Here is a 15,931-nt window from a genome sequence, read left to right as displayed (position 1 = left end):
ATCCCGACTCTTCGATCTGCACGACTGAACCGCGCTTTGCACGATGCGAGAAATTGGCCTCCGTCATGCGATGGAAAATCACCCATGCAAGGAGGACTGGTTTTTACACACGACGGGATGCCGGGCTATCGGCGGCTTCGAGCAGGTAGCGGCTTCTCCTACCGCTTGCCAGATGGAGCACTTCTGCGGAACAAAACAGAACGCACCCGGATTTCCTCCTTGGCGGTCCCGCCCGCCTATGAAGCCGTCTGGATCTGCATGCGGGAGAATGGTCACTTGCAGGCGACCGGCCTCGATCAGCGCGGCCGCAAGCAGTACCGCTATCACCCGGAGTGGCACCGCTTGGCAGGCGATCGCAAGTTTCTCCATCTCTCGGAATTCGCCAAGGCCCTGCCTTCGATTCGTCGCAAGGTTCGCACGGCATTGAACGAGTATGGGCTTGAACGAAGCCGCATCATTGCGGGCATCGTGACCCTGTTAGATCAGACCGGCTACCGCATCGGCAACCATCGCTACGTCCAGCAGAATCACAGCTTCGGGCTCGCCTCACTACTGACGCGACACGCCCGCGAGACCGAGGACGGACTGCTGCTGCGCTTCAAGGGCAAGGCAGGCAAGGAGCACCGCACCACCATCAGCGACGCCCAAGTGATCGCCCTCGTCGATGAACTTCAGGATCTGCCAGGCCAATATCTTTTCTGCCATCGCGACGGCCGTCGCTGGAAGCCGGTCGAATCCGGCGACGTGAATGCCTGGCTGAAGGAGATCAGCGGCGGGGACATCACTGCGAAGCAATTCCGGACCTGGCGCGCCACCGTCATGTGCGCTCGCGAACTCGGCCGTGAACCGCCACCCGACACAAAAACCGCAATGAAACGGGCGGAGACCGTCGCAATTCGCACCACCGCCGAGCGCCTCCACCACACTCCCGCCACCTGCCGGAGCTACTACATCCATCCCGCCATCTTCCGCGCTTACCGCAGCGGCGACCTCCACCGCCGCATGAATTCCCCTGCTCCTCGGCTGCGAAAGTCCGATGGCAGCGCCTTCTTGCACGCCGATGAACGTCGCACGCTCGCGGTGATTGAGGCCAACCCTCCACCACGCAAACGATCCCCCGCCACCGCCCCGAGGAATCTGGAACGCGTCCTGCAAAAGAGCCTGGAGAAACAACCACGCCCACCCCGATGACTTCCATTGATCCAACCACGCCAATCCCATCTACCTCGCGCAGCCCGATGGCCCCGCCCTACGTCGACGAGGACGCCAACGAAGCCATGGTCGAACAAGGCCTCGAAGCCGCCGAAGACGAAATGCGCGACGCCGTCGCCGATACCTACGAAGAAGGCGCACGTGAATCCACCGATCCTCAGGAAATGATGGATGACATCGACTACGGCGAAGCGGAAGAAGATGAAGGCACGCCGGAAATCAAAGCCATCCACGGCGAACGACTCCCCGAAGAGGAGGACTAATGGGATTTGAGCAATACACGGTCGTCACCTCCGACGACCTCGGGAAGTTTGAGGATCGGATCAATGACCTCCTCAGCGAGGGCTGGGTGTTGCAGGGAGGCGTTGCGATGTGCCCGATGAAACAGGACTCCGCCTCCTGCGTCCGGATGCAGTGGAGCCAGGCAATGGCACTGCCATCCCGGCAGGTTCCGGTCGTGGACCTTGAGGAGGAGGCACTTCCGCTTCCGCGCTCCGCGGGAAAGAGCCGGAAGCTCGACCCGCCTCCAGCAGAACTGTAAACAGAAAAGTCCCGCTTGGACACCGCCGGTCGCGGTGTCTATAACATCGGCGGAACTCGCATGCAGTATCCCCGTGAAGTCATTGTCGCGATCTACTCCTGCGGACCCGCAGGAAAGATCCAGTCTTACAACGAGGCAGCTCGTCGCCTCTGGGGCGGAATTCCCGGCGACACACCTTGGAGCGGAGCCATGCGCTTCCTGCGAATGGATGGATCGCCCGTCCCGATCGATGACCTCCCTCCCTGCCGCGCGTGGCAAACTCAAGCCGTGGTCACCGGCGTCTTCATGATCGAGACCTCCAGCGGCACTCGCTTCCCGATGACCGTCCATGCTGAATTGCAGTGCGGTGCAGACGGACACCCGGCCGGAGTCACCGTGTTGATCACGGAATCCCGCACCATCCAGCCCGATCCTTCCTCTGCCACTCCGCTGCCCTTTGAAAATCCGTCTCCGGTGATCCGCGTGGTCGGGATCGATCGCATCGGCTTCGCCAATCCCGCGGCCGAAGCGCTACTTCAACAGTGGAACGTCAGTAGCGGAGCCCCCGCCCCGGCACTGATCCAGCGAATGGTCTCCGACGCCACTGCACACGGCGCGCCGCTTGATGTGGAAAAGACCATCGGCGACCGCACCTATTTCATCAAGGTGGTGCCAGTCGCGGACGGCGTGCACGCCAATCTCTACTTCACCGACATCACCGAGCTGAAGAAGCTCGAGCATCACCTGCGCTGCAGCCAGGAACGGTTCGATGCGCTGGCACTTCACTCCCCGGTCGCCACCTACATCAAGGATGCCGATGGACGCTACACCCAGGCGAACCCGGTCGCCTGCCGCTACCTTGGCGCAGTCGGTGACGTCGTTGGCCTCACGGATGAAGACCTGCTCCCACCGGAGATGGCCGCTCTTCTCCACGAGAATGACCAGGAAGTCATCCGGCTCGGCCAAACCATCGTCTCAGAAGAACAAGTAGGGCGTTGGCGCTTCCTCACCTCCAAGTTCCCCCTGCCGGACGAGAACGGCAATCTCACCCAGGTCGGCGGAGTCTCGGTGGAAATCACCGAGCGCGCCGAGATCGAGCGCAAGCTCCGCGAGAGCGAGGAACGCTTCCGTATTCTAACAGACAATGCCCCCGTCGGCATCTTCCTCTCCTCGGCCGATGGCCAGGCGCTCTTCGTGAACCGCGCCTGGTGCACCATGGCAGGCATGACGACGGAGAAAGCCCTCGGCACCGGTTGGACAGGGGCGCTCCACCCTGAGGACCGTGAACGGGTGACCCAAGGCTGGGACCATGCCGTCGACCAGCACATGGCATCCTACAGCGAATTCCGCTTCCTTCACGCGGATGGCTCCGTGGTGTGGGTGCATGGCTGCGCGCTTCAGCTCACGGGTCCGGACGGCGAACTCACCGGCTACATCGGCAGCTGCGTCGATGTCACCGAGCGAATGAGCGCCGACCTCCTCTTGCAGCGGCAATCCGCGCGCCTGCGCCTCCTTTGGGAAGCCGCGGGCGTCATCCTCAGCACCGAGCGCCCGGACGTGATGCTCCAGAAGCTCTTCGAAAAAATCAGCCCGCATCTGGAGCTCGATGCCTTCTTCAGCTTCATGGTCGATCCGTCCGGGGATGACCTCGCCCTCTTCTCCTGCTCCGGCATCACCGAAGAACAGAAGTCGCAGCTGGGCCGCCTCTCCTTCGGTCAGGCCATCTGCGGCACAGTCGCACTGCGCCGCGAGCCGATGGTCGTCAGCTGTATCCAGCAATCCGATGATGAGATGGCCTCCCTGGTCAGGGGCTACGGGGTCTCCGTCTATGCCTGCAATCCGCTGATGGCGGGCGGCGAGCTGTTAGGCACGCTCTCCTTTGCCAGCCGCACCCGCACCCACTTCGATGCCGACGAGATCGAGTTCTTGGAAACGATCACCCACTCGTTCACCGGTGCCTACGTGCGGTGGCGCTTGCTAGAAGACCTGCGCTCGGCGGACCGCAAGAAGGACGAATTCCTCGCCACCCTCGCCCACGAGCTTCGCAATCCTCTCGCGCCCATCCGCACCGGCCTTGAGGTGATGAAGATGGCCGGCGGCCTTTCCGCGCCGCTGGAGAAAGTCAGGGCCACCATGGAGCGCCAGATGGATCAGTTGGTCACGCTCGTGAACGATTTGATCGATGTCTCGCGCATCACCCGCGGCAAACTGCAGCTCCGGCTCACGCAATGCCGCTTCGCCGACATCGTGCGGAGCGCCACCGAGGCCTCGCTTCCCGGAATCATCGAGGCAGGCCACTACCTCGATGTCTCGGTGCCGGATGCCGAGATCCACCTCAACGCGGATCCTCATCGTTTGGCCCAGGTCATTTCCAACCTTCTGAACAACGCGGCGAAGTACACGCCACGCGGTGGCACCATCCGCCTCGCGGCAGAGGTCGGGCAGGGCACCCTTTCAGTGCGCGTTCAAGACACGGGCAAAGGCATCCCCTCGGGCATGCTCGACCGCATCTTTGAAATGTTCGCCCAGATCGAATCGCCGACGCAGGACCACGGTGGCTTGGGCATCGGCCTCACGCTGGTGAAGTCGCTGATCCAGATGCATGGCGGCAGCGTCCGCGCCGAAAGCGCCGGCCCGGGGAAAGGCAGCACCTTCCATCTCCAGCTCCCGGCCATCATCAGGGAGCCCGCACCCGCGCCATCACTCGCCGTGGCGGGCAATGGTCACCACGCCTCCGGAAAGCGCGTGCTGATTGTGGACGATAACACCGATGCCGCCCAGGTCCTGGCCATGGCCGTGACCCTCATGGGGCATGAAGTGGCCACTGCCGAAAATGGTCAGGTGGCGCTCGACCTCGTCCCCGGCTTTCGCCCCCACGTCGTCTTCATGGACCTCGGCATGCCGGTGATGGACGGTTGGGAGGCAGCCAAGCGATTGCGCGCCCAGCCCGGCAGCGAAACGATCCATCTCGTGGCCCTCACCGGTTGGGGCCAAGATGGCGACCGCGAACGAACACGGGCCGCCGGCTTTGACCAGCACCTCGTGAAGCCCGCCGATCCTGAGACCCTCCGCCGTGTCCTGCTGGAGTCGGCCCCGTGATCTCAGCAAGCGCCCTCTTCAAGCACCCTCTTGGAAGTCGCGGATCACCGTCCGCAAATCATCGGGCCGCACCGGCTTCGCCATGTGATGGTTGATTCCGGCCTCCGCACATGAGCGCTTGTCGTCGTCCTGATCGAGACCGCTCAGCGCGATGATAATGATCTCCTTCCCTTCGGCTTGGCGCCGGATCCTCCGCGAGGCCTCCAGGCCATCCATCTGCGGCATTCCGATGTCCATCACGATCAGCTGGGGGCGAAAGCGCTCCGCAAGCTCCACTGCCACGGAGCCATCATAGGCGACTTGGACCACATGGCCTTCCATCTCGAAAAACATCGCAAGGATGTCCGCGGCGTTCTTTCCGTCATCCACCACCAGGATCCGCAAGCTGCCTTGAGGTAGGGTGACTGGCTTTTGCTCCGCTTGGACGATCATCATGGCGTTCCGGTTCGTTCGAAAATCAACGTGAACTAAAACGTAATCTTGAGGCAGTTTTCAAGTTTTCCCTGCACCCTGTGCAAATTGCTCGCACTTTGAGGACATCACCGGGCGATTTGCCCTGTCAATCCGAAGCCCGGATCATCAAAATCTGATTCACCGGAATCCAGTTTTCCGCCGTGCCGTCCTTCAGCACGCACCAGCCTTCCGATAGCCGCACTAGCTGCCCCTTGACGGTGCCATCCGCCTCGAAGCCTGAAGCTTGGTTTTCCGTGACCGGCCGCTCCGAGCGGGAAGCTTGGGGATCCAGCGAAACAATGCACTTTTTCCCCAAGGGCGCATCCGCTTTGACGGGCACAGCGCCAGGGGTCACCGGAGTTTGTCCCTGCAAGCCCATTAGGGCGAATCCGCTGAGCGCGACGGCGGATGCAACAAATAGAGAAGTGGATTTCATGGAGTCTGTTGGAGTTGGTTCGTCGCCTCTCCAACAGAAACCACGCCATCGCCCGCTCACTCGCCACCGTTGGACTCCAGCACCATGTTGATCACGTGCACCACGCCGTTGGTCCCTTCCAAGTCGCCGACGAGCACTTCACCGCGGCCCACCCACACCGCTCCCGCCGCCTTTTTCAAGACGATTGGGCTGCCTTGCAGGGTCACAAACTCCGAAGTGCCGATCTCTGACGTCGGCATTTTCCCACGGATGATGTGATACTCCACCAGATCGGTGAGCGCACCCCGGTTCTCCGGCTTGGACAATTCGGTCATCGTGCCTTCCGGCAGCGCGCGGAATGCATCGTTGGTCGGAGCCATCACGGTCCACGACCCGCTCCTCCGCAGCGTGCTCTCCACGCCCGAGGCCTTGATCGCCTCGGCGAAGAGCGACAAGTCCGGCCGGGCCGCAATCACTTCCAGCACATCCTTTGGATGCTCCTTGGGGGCCACCGGACGAACCGGGGCGTCTTGCGCCAGCCCTGCACCGAAAATCAATGCGGCGGCGATCGATGAAATGGATTTTGCAATCGTTGTCATAGGCACCTCCTTTGAGATTACGGTCCATCCAGCAGATCCCGGGCACATCGGCGTGCGGTCCAACGATCGCTTGCGCACCCCGCTCCCGCGTCGATGGTGACCTCGGCCCGGATTGACGACATCTGCCCGGCGGCCCCATGATAGCGAAGATGAAAACGCTGCGCTTCCTGCTCCTCTTCGTCGTCTCACTCGTCACGGCACTCCCGTCATTCGCCGCCGACGCCCCTGCCGATGGCCCCGAAAAGGTCGCGGAAAAATTCTACGCCGGTTACGTCGCCCAGGTCGAAGCGAACAAGGACACCAAGGTCTGGGTCGCCGCCTCGAAGCTGGTCACTCCCAAGTTCAAGAAAGACTACGCCAAGGCCATGAGTGCTGAGGAAGTCGATGCTGATCCGGTGCTCAATGCCCAAGACGTCCCGACAAAACCCTTCAAGGCCGACAAGCCCGAGATCAAAGACGCCGCTGCCACCGTCGTGCTCACCACCTCCTTCGGCAGCGAAAAGCACAAGGTCACCGCCACGCTCCGGAAAGTGGACGGAGCGTGGCTGTTAGATGCCGTCAAGTGATCGACCCTCACATCTGGTCCGGAATCTCCGGCTCGACCAGCAGGGCGAGCAGCGTCAGCGATTCCTGCCAGCCCATGTAGCAGGCCTCGGCCGGGATCATCGCAGGAATACCTTCCTGCACGATGTTGATCTCCGTGCCGCAGAAGACCTCGCGCAGGTCCACCGTGGTGATCATCGTTCCGGGAAGCTTGGGATCCTCGAACTGGTCATCATAGCGCAGCCGCTCGTTCGGCTTGAGTTCCAGATACCGTCCACCGAAGGCGTGGCTGCTGCCCGTGTTGAAGTTGGTGAAGGACATCCGGTAGGTGCCGCCGACCTTCGCCTCCATGTGATGCACCTTGCCGGTGAAGCCATGCGGCGGCAGCCACTTCGCCATCGCATCGGGATCGATAAAGGCGCGGTAAACGCGCTCGGGCTTGGCACGGAGCACACGATGGAAACGGACGGTGTTGGTGGTGTCGGTGGACATGGCGGTTTCGTGGATAGGGTATTCATCTCTACGACGAACCGTCGCGGAGCTGCAGGACAATTTTCGTATCGATGCCGCCAATCGCTACCCAAATGATGGTCGCGAGCCGATTTCCTCGCTCCTCCCGAGAACCGCAACCAGCAGACGTTAGGCTTGGTCTATCCCCGGATACGCCCCAAAGATAAGGGGCATGCACCCATGGTACTACGCCCAGGCCGGACAACAGCATGGCCCGATCTCCAAGGAGGACCTCCAGTCCAAATTCGGCGCCGGCACCCTTGAGCCGGATGCCTTGGTCTGGTCGCAGGGCATGACCGAATGGAAACCCGCGAATTCGGTCGCGGGCCTGTGGGTCTCTGCCCCGCCACCGGCTCCCCCGTCCCAAGCGCCTTCCTCTTCTCCAGTTTCGTTATCACCCTATGCGCCTCCCGCCGCCGCACCGTTGAGCGAGGTGGACTGGAACGGCCACACGGCCTCGGGATACGTCCCCGAGGGATCTCAGATCCGGCCGTGGATCCGCTATTGGGCCAGAACGTTCGACAGCCTGGGATTCCTCGTGTTTTTCGGCACGGTGACCTCCTTGGTCGCCCCGGAACTCAGCGATATGGGCAACCTCCTCGACGCGATCGTTTTCTTCTTCGCCTATAGCGTCTATGAAACCGTCCTGCTGACGCTCTTCGGCACCACCCCATTCAAGAGTCTCCTGAGGGTCCGGTTAAGAAACCAGGACGGCACCAGATTGAGCTTCGGCCAGGCGCTACGCCGTACGCTGTCGGTGTTGCTTTTCGGACAAGGACTCGGGATTCCGCTCATTGCTCTTATCGCCACCATCTACTCCTATAACCGCCTGACCAATCAGGGAATCACTTCCTGGGATCAGGCCGGTAATCTCGCCGTCAGCCATCGGCCGGTCCAGTGGTGGAGGTGGCTGATCCTCACCGGATTCTTCGCCTTCATTGTCGGCCTGATCGTCCTCAATACCCTCTTGGAACAAGAGGCCGTCTGACAATCACGCTCCAGCAAGCGAAGGAAGCCCGCGTCCGGTCACTTGCAGCGCGAGTCTCCACCTGCTTGATTCGGCCATGCCTCTTCCCTACCCCACCATCATCCCCGGCCTCCGTGCCCCGTCCGAAACCGTCAGCGGCATCGTCTACTTCGGCCGCATGCTCGATAAGATCCGCCTCGCAGCGGCCGGCAACTTGCCTGAAGGCTGGGAAGCCGCTCGCGGCGCCGCGGTGAAGAAAAGCTTCGACGACCGCTGCTGCCAATTCCTCCACATCGACTACCTCGCCCTGGAGGCCGAAACGCTGAAGAGCGGCAAGTCCGACGAGGAGCTGTTAGAGTGGGCCTTCGCCAACGGTCACCGCCCCACCGAGGACGAGCTCGAAGTCTGGAACGCATTCATGCTGAAGCGCGGCTGGCGCGATTCCGGGACCGAGCGAGTGCACTCACGCCTCGCCGAGATCGGCCTGCCACCCGGCACGGTCGAGACCATGTTCGAATTCATCGATCTCGATGAAGGCCGCATCACCGCGCCGCAGTAAGCCGGTCACTCCTTCAGAAACTCATCCGAGAGCTTCTCCTCCACCGGAGGGGCCTCGGGATGATCAGTGTCCATCGTGAGGAAATACGTGCCGGTATTGCACCAGGCGCGAAAGCGAACCTTCGTGTCTGAAAGCCATTCGATTTTGAAAATCGAACACCGGAACAACTGGTGAACGTCGGGATCCGACTCCCGGAACTCCTTTTCCAATTTGCCGAAGGGCTCGATCACGCGGGTCTTCCATTCCCACACGTCGGGCGACTCATGAGTGACCAGCCACGTCCGCGGACCACCATTGTCCGGAGCGTCCGCAATGATGCACCGCGACGACCCAGGATTCCATCCCGCCTTCGTGTCACGCGGTGAACTCACCACCGAGAAAAGCGTATCCTGGTCATTCGCGTAGCGCAGGAAGATCGAGCGAATCTCGCCAAAGGGCGGCCCGAGTTGCTGATCGGCCCAGGCCACGAACATCTTCCCATCCGGCGAGCGCCGGATTTCCCGCGTCGGTGCGGCGACCGGCTGATAGCCGTCAAACTTCAGCACGATCGGCCGCTTGCGATCTCCCTCCACATCACGGCTCAGCGTCCCGTGGCAAATCACCGAGGACTTGAGGCCCGCCACTTCGGCAAGGTCCCACTTGCCAGCATCAATCCGCACCTCGCTGACATCCGTCTCGAGGATCTGGTCCGCGCTGCCCTCCTTGGGATTCACCGTCACCGGCTGCGGCAGACGCAGGATCCATGAAGCCTTCTTGTCTCCAGCGGGAGTCGCCTCCCCTTCCGGCTCTGATTTGACGATCACGCCGGTGAGTCGCACCCAAGTCGGAGCGTAGAAGAATTGTGTTTCGTCCGCCTTCAAGACGACCGAAAGAAGCAAGGCAAGGAACAAGGGTTTCATGGCGAGGTCCAACCGGCTCGATACGACGGCACGAATTGCCAAATTACCACCTTTTCAAAGGCCACGCGTTCGGGAGTTGCGATGACCGGACGGACCTCCGAGGGTAAGGGACATGAACCACTGGATCGGCACCTCGGGCTTCCAATACAAGGAATGGAAAGGCTCATTCTATCCCGAGAAGCTGTCCCTGCCGAAGATGCTCGCGTTCTATGCCGGAGTCTTCAACAGCACCGAGATCAACTACACCTTCCGCAGCCTTCCGAGCGACAAGACCATCGCCCGCTGGGATGACGAAACCCCGGCGGACTTCCGCTTCAGCCTGAAGGCCCCCCAGCGTGTGACCCACTTCGCGAAGCTGCGGAAGTGCGGCGACGCGATGAATGAGTTCCGGCAAGCAGTGAAGGGCCTCGGCAAGAAACTCGGCCCGGTGTTGTTCCAGCTTCCCGAGACCTTCAAGGCAGACGCCGTCCTCTTGAGCGAGTTCCTCGCCTCACTTCCCAAGGGCCTCCATGCCGCCTTCGAGTTTCGCCACGAGTCGTGGTTCACGGATGAAGTCTTCGAAGCGCTCGCAGCAAAGAACGCCGCCCTCTGCCTCGCCGAGTCCGAAGAACTGACCACACCCCGCATAGCCACCGCCGACTTCGGCTACCTTCGCCTCCGGCGCGACAACTACACCGAAAAGGAGATCCGCGATTGGGCCAGCTTCATCCAAGCCCAGTCAGAAAAGTGGAAGGAAACCTTCGCCTATCTCAAGCACGAGGACACAGCCGCCGGCACCGGCTTCGCCAGAAAGCTGATGGCGAAGCTCGAAGGCTGACCCAGCCGTCCTTCAGTGCCCATGCTGGGGATGCACCTCCTCCGCCACGATCCTTCCCCCGCTCATCTTCACCACCCGGCGCGCCTTGGCAGCCAGCGCCGGATCGTGAGTCACCAGCACCAACGCCGTGCCAGCCTCGCGATTGAGGCGGAACAGCATCTCCACGATCGGCCCCGCAGTATCGGCATCCAGATTCCCCGTCGGCTCATCAGCGAAGAGAATCTTCGGCCGATGGATGAAAGCACGAGCCAAGGCAACCCGCTGCTGTTCGCCACCCGAAAGCTGGAGCGGATAGTGATCGAGCCGGTCACCAAGACCGACCTCTCTGAGCAATTCCTCCGCCTCCTTCTCACGTCCCGTCTCCCCGCGAAGCTCAAGCGGCACCAGCACGTTCTCGATCGCTGTTAGAGTCGGGATCAGCTGGAAGCTCTGGAACACAAACCCGACCAAGCGATTGCGCAGCGCAGCCCGCGCATCCTGATTGAGATCCTCGAACGCCTGCCCCGCCAGCTTCACCGAACCACTCGTCGCGTTGTCGAGCCCGGCACAGAGCCCCAGCAGCGTCGTCTTGCCGCTGCCCGAAGGCCCGATGATCGCCAGCGAGTCTCCTTCCTCCAAAGTCAGCGAGACCTCGCGCAGCACCGTCAGCTCATGGCTGGCCGTGCGATGGACCTTGGTCAGTTCATGGATCTCAAGGAGGGGTCGTTTGACAGCATCTGCGACGGATCCTAGGCTGGTGGTCGATGACATTGCGGGGATTTCTCGGACTGATGCTGGCGTTGTTCGCAGGCGGCGCACTATGGGCACAGGATGCACCGGATGCAATTGGCGGGAAGAAACGCATCGTCGTGCTCGGCGACAGCATCACCGCCGGCTACGGCCTCGATCCTCAGGAGGCTTACCCTGCCCTGCTGCAAAAGAAGGTCGATGCCGCCAGCCTGCCCTACACCGTGACCAATGCCGGCGTCAGCGGTGATACCACCGCCGGCGGCCTCCGCCGTGTCGCCTGGGCACTCGCAAAGGGAGCCGACGTCCTCGTCGTGGCGCTCGGCGGCAACGACGGCCTCCGCGGAATCCCCCCGGAGCAGACGGAAAAGAACCTCTCCGGCATCATCGACAAGGCCCGCGAGAAAAACCCCGCAATCAAGATCGTCATCGCCGCCATGCAGATGCCGGACAACATGGGCGAGGAGTTCACCACCAAGTTCAAAGGCCTCTTCGCCAAGGTCGCCACCGAGAAAAAGGCGGCCCTCGTCCCCTTCCTGTTGGAAGGCGTCGGCGGCATCGAATCGCTCAACCAGCAGGACCGCATCCACCCCAACGTCGAGGGCCAAACAAAGGTCGCCGAGAACGTGTGGAAGGTCCTGAAGCCCGAGCTCTAGAGCAACTCCTTCTCTCACTTCATACCGGCTCAATTTGCCAGCGCCACCAGCGCGAACAAACTTGCTTCCCCAGCGCCAAAGGCGCGCCCCATACCAGCCTAGGCCGCAAGGCCTAGGACCTCCGGTTCCTCAAATATCCGAGGGCCAAAGGCCCGCTCCATTCGAGAGATTGCGGATGGATCAACCCTTTGATCCCCGTCAAATCCCCCGCCATCCAAACACAAAAAACGCCCGGAGTTCCCTCCGGGCGTCTTTTGAAATCGTTCGATCCGGATCGGATCAGCGCGAGTAAAGTTCGACGATCAGCTGCTCGTTGACGAGCGGGTCGATGTCGGAACGTTCCGGCGTGCGGGAGACGGTGCCTTCAAGGCCTTCCTTGTCGATCGTCAGCCAGTCAACCAGAGGGCTGGACTGGGTAAGATCGAGCGCGCGGAGAGCGAGCTGTTGCGAGGAAGGCTTGCCGCCGACCTTGATCTTGTCACCGGCCTTCACCTGATAGCTCGGGATGTCGACGCGCTTGCCATTCACGAGCACGTGGCCGTGGTTGACGAGCTGGCGTGCAGCTTGGCGGCTGTTGCCGAAGCCAAGGCGGTAGCACACATTGTCGAGGCGGAGCTCAAGGAGCTGGAGAAGAATCTCACCGGTCACACCACGACGGCGGGCAGCCTCTTCGTAGTAACCGCGGAATTGCTTCTCAAGCACACCGTATTGGAAACGGAGCTTCTGTTTTTCGCCGAGGGCGACCGAGTAGTCGCTCTTCTTCTTGCGGCCGGCGCGCAGGCCGTGCTGGCCCGGCGGGAAATTGCGGCGCTCGAGCGCTTTCGAGGAACCGAAGAGAGCCACGCCAAAGCGGCGGCTGATCTTGGTGCGGGGTCCGGTATAACGAGCCATGATCTGGTAGAATTCGAATTAGACGCGGCGCGCCTTCTTCGGACGGCAACCGTTGTGCGGGATCGGGGTGACGTCCTTGATCGAGATCAGCTCGATGCCGAGGGCTTGGACGGCGCGGACAGCGGACTCGCGGCCGGAACCCGGGCCCTTCACGCGGACTTCAGCTTCCTTCAGGCCGTGGCCCATCGCTTGGCGGCAGGCGTCTTGGGAGACGACCTGGGCGGCGTAGGCGGTGGACTTGCGGGAGCCCTTGAAGCCCATCTTGCCAGCGCTGGACCAGCCGAGCGTGTTGCCGTTCGAGTCGGTGACGCTGACGATGGTGTTGTTGAAGGTGGCGGTCACGTGGACGATGCCGCGCGAGATGTTCTTGGAACCCTTCGCCTTGTGGATCTTGATCTGGGTCTCTTCAGCACCAGCGATCTCGGCAAAGATGTCGCGCTTCTTGTCGTCCTTCTTCGGAGCGACAGCTTCTTCCGCGGCAGGAGCAGCTGCCGGCGCCGGAGTGGCAGCAGCGGCAGGAGCCGGGGCGGCTTCGGCAGCCGCGGGGATGGTTTCTTCGTCAGCCATTTGAGAAAAGCGTTCTAAATTTCAGGGCAATTACTTCTTCACGCCGACGGTGCGGCGCTTGCCCTTGCGAGTGCGGGCATTGGTGCGGGTGCGCTGGCCGCGAACAGGAAGACCACGCTTGTGGCGCAGACCGCGGTAGCAGTTGATCGAGGTGAGGCGCTTGAGCTGCGCCTGCTTTTCGCGGCGAAGGTCGCCTTCGATGATGATGCCCTGGCTCTGGATCACGGTCGCGATCTTCACGAGCTGGTCTTCGGTCAGCTGACCGGTGCGGATGTCCGGGTCGATGCCCGCTTGCTCGAGGATGCGTGAAGCGGTGGTCGCGCCGACGCCATACATGTAGCGGAGCGACGCTTCGATGCGCTTCTCGTTGGGGATTTCGATACCGAAAATACGTGCCATTTGATGCTGTGGTGAGCGGGAATCCGGAACGGAGGCGGACGTGAATACAAGTCCGGCCCTCCGAAGCGGGCGGGCTGTTTAGCAGACGCGACCCCTCTGGCAAGTGGGAAATCGATTTTTTCCGGTGAAGAATTTCACGAGCCTTCAGGATTGCGGGGAGATCGGCAGACTGGCGCAAGGATCGGCAACGAAACGAGCGAAATTAACAAAAGAAAGGCAGCAGGAATGCCCCACTGCCTTTGATTTTTACTCGTTTCGCCAATTTCGTCGCTCCAGTTCTCAAAGTTCGCGAATCCGCAGATTCCGGAACCACACCTCGTCACCATGGTCCTGCAGCAGCAGGTGCCCGGCGGCCGGACCGGCGAAATCGGCCATCTTGGAGAACTTGCTGTCTTCCTTCAGCTTCTTCCACTCCTCGCTGGTCGTGTCGATTTTCACCGACAGCTTCCCGTTCAGCCAGTGTTCCAGCACGGTTCCCTTGGCCACGATCTTGGAAACATTCCACTCGCCCACCGGCTTCAGGTCCTTGTCTTTGGCCGCCGGAGCGATCTCATAGATCGAACTGGCCGTGGTGTCGGGAACCTTGCCGTTCGGGTGCCCCTTGTCATCCAGCACTTGATATTCAGGCCCCAGCCACCCGCCGGGCGACTTGTGGACGCGGTATTTCACGCCGCTGTTGCCCTTGGCCGAGATCTTCCATTCGAACTCGAATTCGAAGTCCTTGTATTCCTTGGCGCTGATCATGTCGCCGGCCTTTGCCGCCCGATGGATGGCACCATCCTCGACCTTCCAGCCGTCACTCGGCTTGCCGCCGTCGGCCGAGGTCCAACCGGCGAGGGATTTGCCGTCAAAAAGAGGCGTCCAGTCGGCGTCTTTCGCGGAAGCGGCACCGGCGATGAATGAGGCGAGCAGTAGGTTTCGTAGCATGATGTCTGACAACTTGAACCCCCTATACGCTAGAGCAAGCCGTATTCGTTTCATCACCCTCGACAAACTGTGGCACCTCTCTAGCTTTCCTGAAATTCCGCAAACCGCCCGTTTACATGGAAGACACCCTCTCCGTTCCGCCCGTCACCCCCACTTCCACCCGCTCGGACCACGAACTTCCCCCTGACGATGTGGCGGCCATCGACCAGCTCGGGAAAACCTACGCCGCCCTGAAGGCGGAGCTCGGAAAGGCCATCATCGGTCAGGACCGCGTCATCGAGCAGCTCGCCATCTGCCTCTTCGCAAAAGGCCACGCCCTCCTGATGGGCGTCCCCGGCTTGGCGAAAACGCTGCTGGTTTCCTCGGTCGCCAAGACTTTCGACCTCACTTTCAACCGCATCCAGTTCACGCCCGACCTGATGCCTGCCGACATCACCGGCACCGATATCATCCAGGAGTCCGGCGTCGGCGGCCGTCGCGAGTTCGAATTCGTCCGCGGCCCGGTCTTTGCCAATATCGTCCTGGCCGACGAAATCAACCGCGCCCCGGCCAAAACCCAGTCCGCCATGCTGGAGGCCATGCAGGAGCTCAAGGTCACCGTCCTCGGCCGCAGCTACGATCTCCAGCCGCCGTTCTTCGTCCTCGCGACCCAGAACCCCGTCGAGCAGGAAGGCACCTATCCCCTGCCCGAGGCCCAGCTCGACCGCTTCATGTTCCTCATCGAGGTCGACTACCCCAGCGCGGAAGAGGAAAAGCGCATCGCCCGCGAAACCACCGGCACCGCCCGCGCCACTCTCAATCACCTGCTCGATGGCCACTCGGTCCTGGCCTACCAGCAACTCGTCCGCCGCGTCCCGGTTCCGGAGCACCTTTACGACTACGCCGTCTCCATCGTCCGCAAAACCCGCCCCGGCACCCCCGAGGCACCCGCGTGGATCAAGGACTACGTCGCCTGGGGTGCCGGCCCGCGCGCCGTCCAATACCTCATCCTCGGCTCGAAGGCCCGTGCCGCCCTCCGCGGCAGCTACATGGCCAGCCTCGAAGACCTCGAAGCCGTCGCCGTCCCCGTCCTCGGCCACCGCGTCATCACCAACTTCGCCGCCGAGTCCCAAGGGATGACATCCAAGAAAGTCGTCGAGCGACTCATCGCAGAAATGCGCGAAGATTGATTG

Annotated in this window: 20 protein-coding genes; 10 read left to right on the top strand and 10 right to left on the bottom strand. The window is 61.8% G+C overall.

All coding sequences use genetic code 11. The features are described 5' to 3' along the window. The first annotated feature begins 84 nt into the window (after window positions 1-84). Genes WKV53_RS17885 through WKV53_RS17870 form a run of 4 tightly spaced genes read left to right on the top strand, consistent with a single transcriptional unit; the run spans window position 85 to window position 4,831 of the window. The gene (locus WKV53_RS17885) at window positions 85-1,191 is read left to right on the top strand and encodes a DNA topoisomerase IB (protein ID WP_341406146.1); all 1,107 of its coding nucleotides are present in this window, start codon (window positions 85-87) and stop codon (window positions 1,189-1,191) included. Window positions 1,192-1,238: 47 nt separating this feature from the next. Continuing rightward, window positions 1,239-1,475: a hypothetical protein gene (locus tag WKV53_RS17880; protein ID WP_341406145.1), complete on the top strand. Its 237-nt coding sequence runs from the start codon at window positions 1,239-1,241 to the stop codon at window positions 1,473-1,475. After that, a complete protein-coding gene (locus tag WKV53_RS17875; protein ID WP_341406144.1) occupies window positions 1,475-1,753 on the top strand; it encodes a DUF1737 domain-containing protein in 279 nt (92 codons plus the stop codon). Before WKV53_RS17880 ends, WKV53_RS17875 begins: the two co-directional genes overlap by 1 nt. A gap of 60 nt (window positions 1,754-1,813) precedes the next feature. Beyond that, window positions 1,814-4,831 (top strand): PAS domain S-box protein, encoded by a 3,018-nt coding sequence (locus WKV53_RS17870; protein WP_341406143.1) that lies wholly within the window; start codon window positions 1,814-1,816, stop codon window positions 4,829-4,831. An 18-nt stretch (window positions 4,832-4,849) separates the two neighbouring features. Here the strand turns inward: WKV53_RS17870 and WKV53_RS17865 are convergent, their stop codons facing one another. From WKV53_RS17865 to WKV53_RS17855, 3 genes are all read right to left on the bottom strand, one after another. Beyond that, a complete protein-coding gene (locus WKV53_RS17865) occupies window positions 4,850-5,266 on the bottom strand; it encodes a response regulator (protein ID WP_341406142.1) in 417 nt (138 codons plus the stop codon). A gap of 124 nt (window positions 5,267-5,390) precedes the next feature. Further along, window positions 5,391-5,720 (bottom strand): hypothetical protein, encoded by a 330-nt coding sequence (locus WKV53_RS17860; RefSeq protein WP_341406141.1) that lies wholly within the window; start codon window positions 5,718-5,720, stop codon window positions 5,391-5,393. A 56-nt stretch (window positions 5,721-5,776) separates the two neighbouring features. Then, the gene (locus WKV53_RS17855) at window positions 5,777-6,298 is read right to left on the bottom strand and encodes a fasciclin domain-containing protein (RefSeq protein ID WP_341406140.1); all 522 of its coding nucleotides are present in this window, start codon (window positions 6,296-6,298) and stop codon (window positions 5,777-5,779) included. A 149-nt stretch (window positions 6,299-6,447) separates the two neighbouring features. Between WKV53_RS17855 and WKV53_RS17850 the strand changes: the two genes are divergently transcribed. Further along, on the top strand, window positions 6,448-6,864 hold the full coding sequence (locus tag WKV53_RS17850; protein ID WP_341406139.1) for a hypothetical protein: 417 nt from the start codon (window positions 6,448-6,450) through the stop codon (window positions 6,862-6,864). Between the two features lie 7 nt (window positions 6,865-6,871). Here the strand turns inward: WKV53_RS17850 and WKV53_RS17845 are convergent, their stop codons facing one another. Next, entirely contained in the window at window positions 6,872-7,333 is a 462-nt protein-coding gene (locus WKV53_RS17845) for an SRPBCC family protein (RefSeq protein WP_341406138.1), read from the bottom strand. 190 nt (window positions 7,334-7,523) lie between these two features. Between WKV53_RS17845 and WKV53_RS17840 the strand changes: the two genes are divergently transcribed. Continuing rightward, window positions 7,524-8,339 (top strand): RDD family protein, encoded by an 816-nt coding sequence (locus WKV53_RS17840; protein ID WP_341406137.1) that lies wholly within the window; start codon window positions 7,524-7,526, stop codon window positions 8,337-8,339. Window positions 8,340-8,415: 76 nt separating this feature from the next. After that, complete coding sequence (locus tag WKV53_RS17835) at window positions 8,416-8,877, top strand: DUF5069 domain-containing protein (protein WP_341406136.1); 462 nt, start codon at window positions 8,416-8,418, stop codon at window positions 8,875-8,877. A gap of 5 nt (window positions 8,878-8,882) precedes the next feature. Here the strand turns inward: WKV53_RS17835 and WKV53_RS17830 are convergent, their stop codons facing one another. Beyond that, the gene (locus tag WKV53_RS17830) at window positions 8,883-9,776 is read right to left on the bottom strand and encodes a hypothetical protein (RefSeq protein ID WP_341406135.1); all 894 of its coding nucleotides are present in this window, start codon (window positions 9,774-9,776) and stop codon (window positions 8,883-8,885) included. 112 nt (window positions 9,777-9,888) lie between these two features. Here WKV53_RS17830 and WKV53_RS17825 point away from each other — a divergent pair, with 112 nt between their 5' ends. After that, on the top strand, window positions 9,889-10,593 hold the full coding sequence (locus WKV53_RS17825; RefSeq protein ID WP_341406134.1) for a DUF72 domain-containing protein: 705 nt from the start codon (window positions 9,889-9,891) through the stop codon (window positions 10,591-10,593). Window positions 10,594-10,605: 12 nt separating this feature from the next. Here WKV53_RS17825 and WKV53_RS17820 read toward each other — a convergent pair whose 3' ends face one another. After that, window positions 10,606-11,343 carry an ABC transporter ATP-binding protein gene (locus WKV53_RS17820; RefSeq protein ID WP_341406133.1) on the bottom strand — a complete coding sequence of 246 codons (738 nt, stop codon included), beginning with the start codon at window positions 11,341-11,343 and terminating at the stop codon, window positions 10,606-10,608. A gap of 20 nt (window positions 11,344-11,363) precedes the next feature. Between WKV53_RS17820 and WKV53_RS17815 the strand changes: the two genes are divergently transcribed. After that, window positions 11,364-11,975 (top strand): arylesterase, encoded by a 612-nt coding sequence (locus WKV53_RS17815; RefSeq protein WP_341406132.1) that lies wholly within the window; start codon window positions 11,364-11,366, stop codon window positions 11,973-11,975. Between the two features lie 279 nt (window positions 11,976-12,254). Here the strand turns inward: WKV53_RS17815 and rpsD are convergent, their stop codons facing one another. The 4 genes from rpsD to WKV53_RS17795 all read right to left on the bottom strand — a co-directional run bounded on the left by rpsD (window position 12,255) and on the right by WKV53_RS17795 (window position 14,759). Next, window positions 12,255-12,866, bottom strand: coding sequence for a 30S ribosomal protein S4 (gene rpsD / locus WKV53_RS17810; protein ID WP_341406131.1), 612 nt, complete (start codon window positions 12,864-12,866; stop codon window positions 12,255-12,257). Window positions 12,867-12,884: 18 nt separating this feature from the next. Further along, on the bottom strand, window positions 12,885-13,433 hold the full coding sequence (gene rpsK / locus WKV53_RS17805) for a 30S ribosomal protein S11 (protein WP_345789667.1): 549 nt from the start codon (window positions 13,431-13,433) through the stop codon (window positions 12,885-12,887). A 30-nt stretch (window positions 13,434-13,463) separates the two neighbouring features. Further along, entirely contained in the window at window positions 13,464-13,832 is a 369-nt protein-coding gene (rpsM, locus tag WKV53_RS17800; RefSeq protein WP_264488115.1) for a 30S ribosomal protein S13, read from the bottom strand. Between the two features lie 279 nt (window positions 13,833-14,111). Continuing rightward, on the bottom strand, window positions 14,112-14,759 hold the full coding sequence (locus tag WKV53_RS17795; RefSeq protein WP_341406130.1) for a 3-keto-disaccharide hydrolase: 648 nt from the start codon (window positions 14,757-14,759) through the stop codon (window positions 14,112-14,114). 116 nt (window positions 14,760-14,875) lie between these two features. Between WKV53_RS17795 and WKV53_RS17790 the strand changes: the two genes are divergently transcribed. Beyond that, on the top strand, window positions 14,876-15,928 hold the full coding sequence (locus WKV53_RS17790) for an AAA family ATPase (protein ID WP_341406129.1): 1,053 nt from the start codon (window positions 14,876-14,878) through the stop codon (window positions 15,926-15,928). The last annotated feature ends 3 nt before the right edge of the window (window positions 15,929-15,931 follow it).

The organism is Luteolibacter sp. Y139, from assembly GCF_038066715.1.
Lineage (GTDB): Bacteria > Verrucomicrobiota > Verrucomicrobiia > Verrucomicrobiales > Akkermansiaceae > Haloferula > Haloferula soli.
Note: the sequence above shows the minus strand (reverse complement) of the source record. Positions and strands in the feature narration are given on the sequence as shown.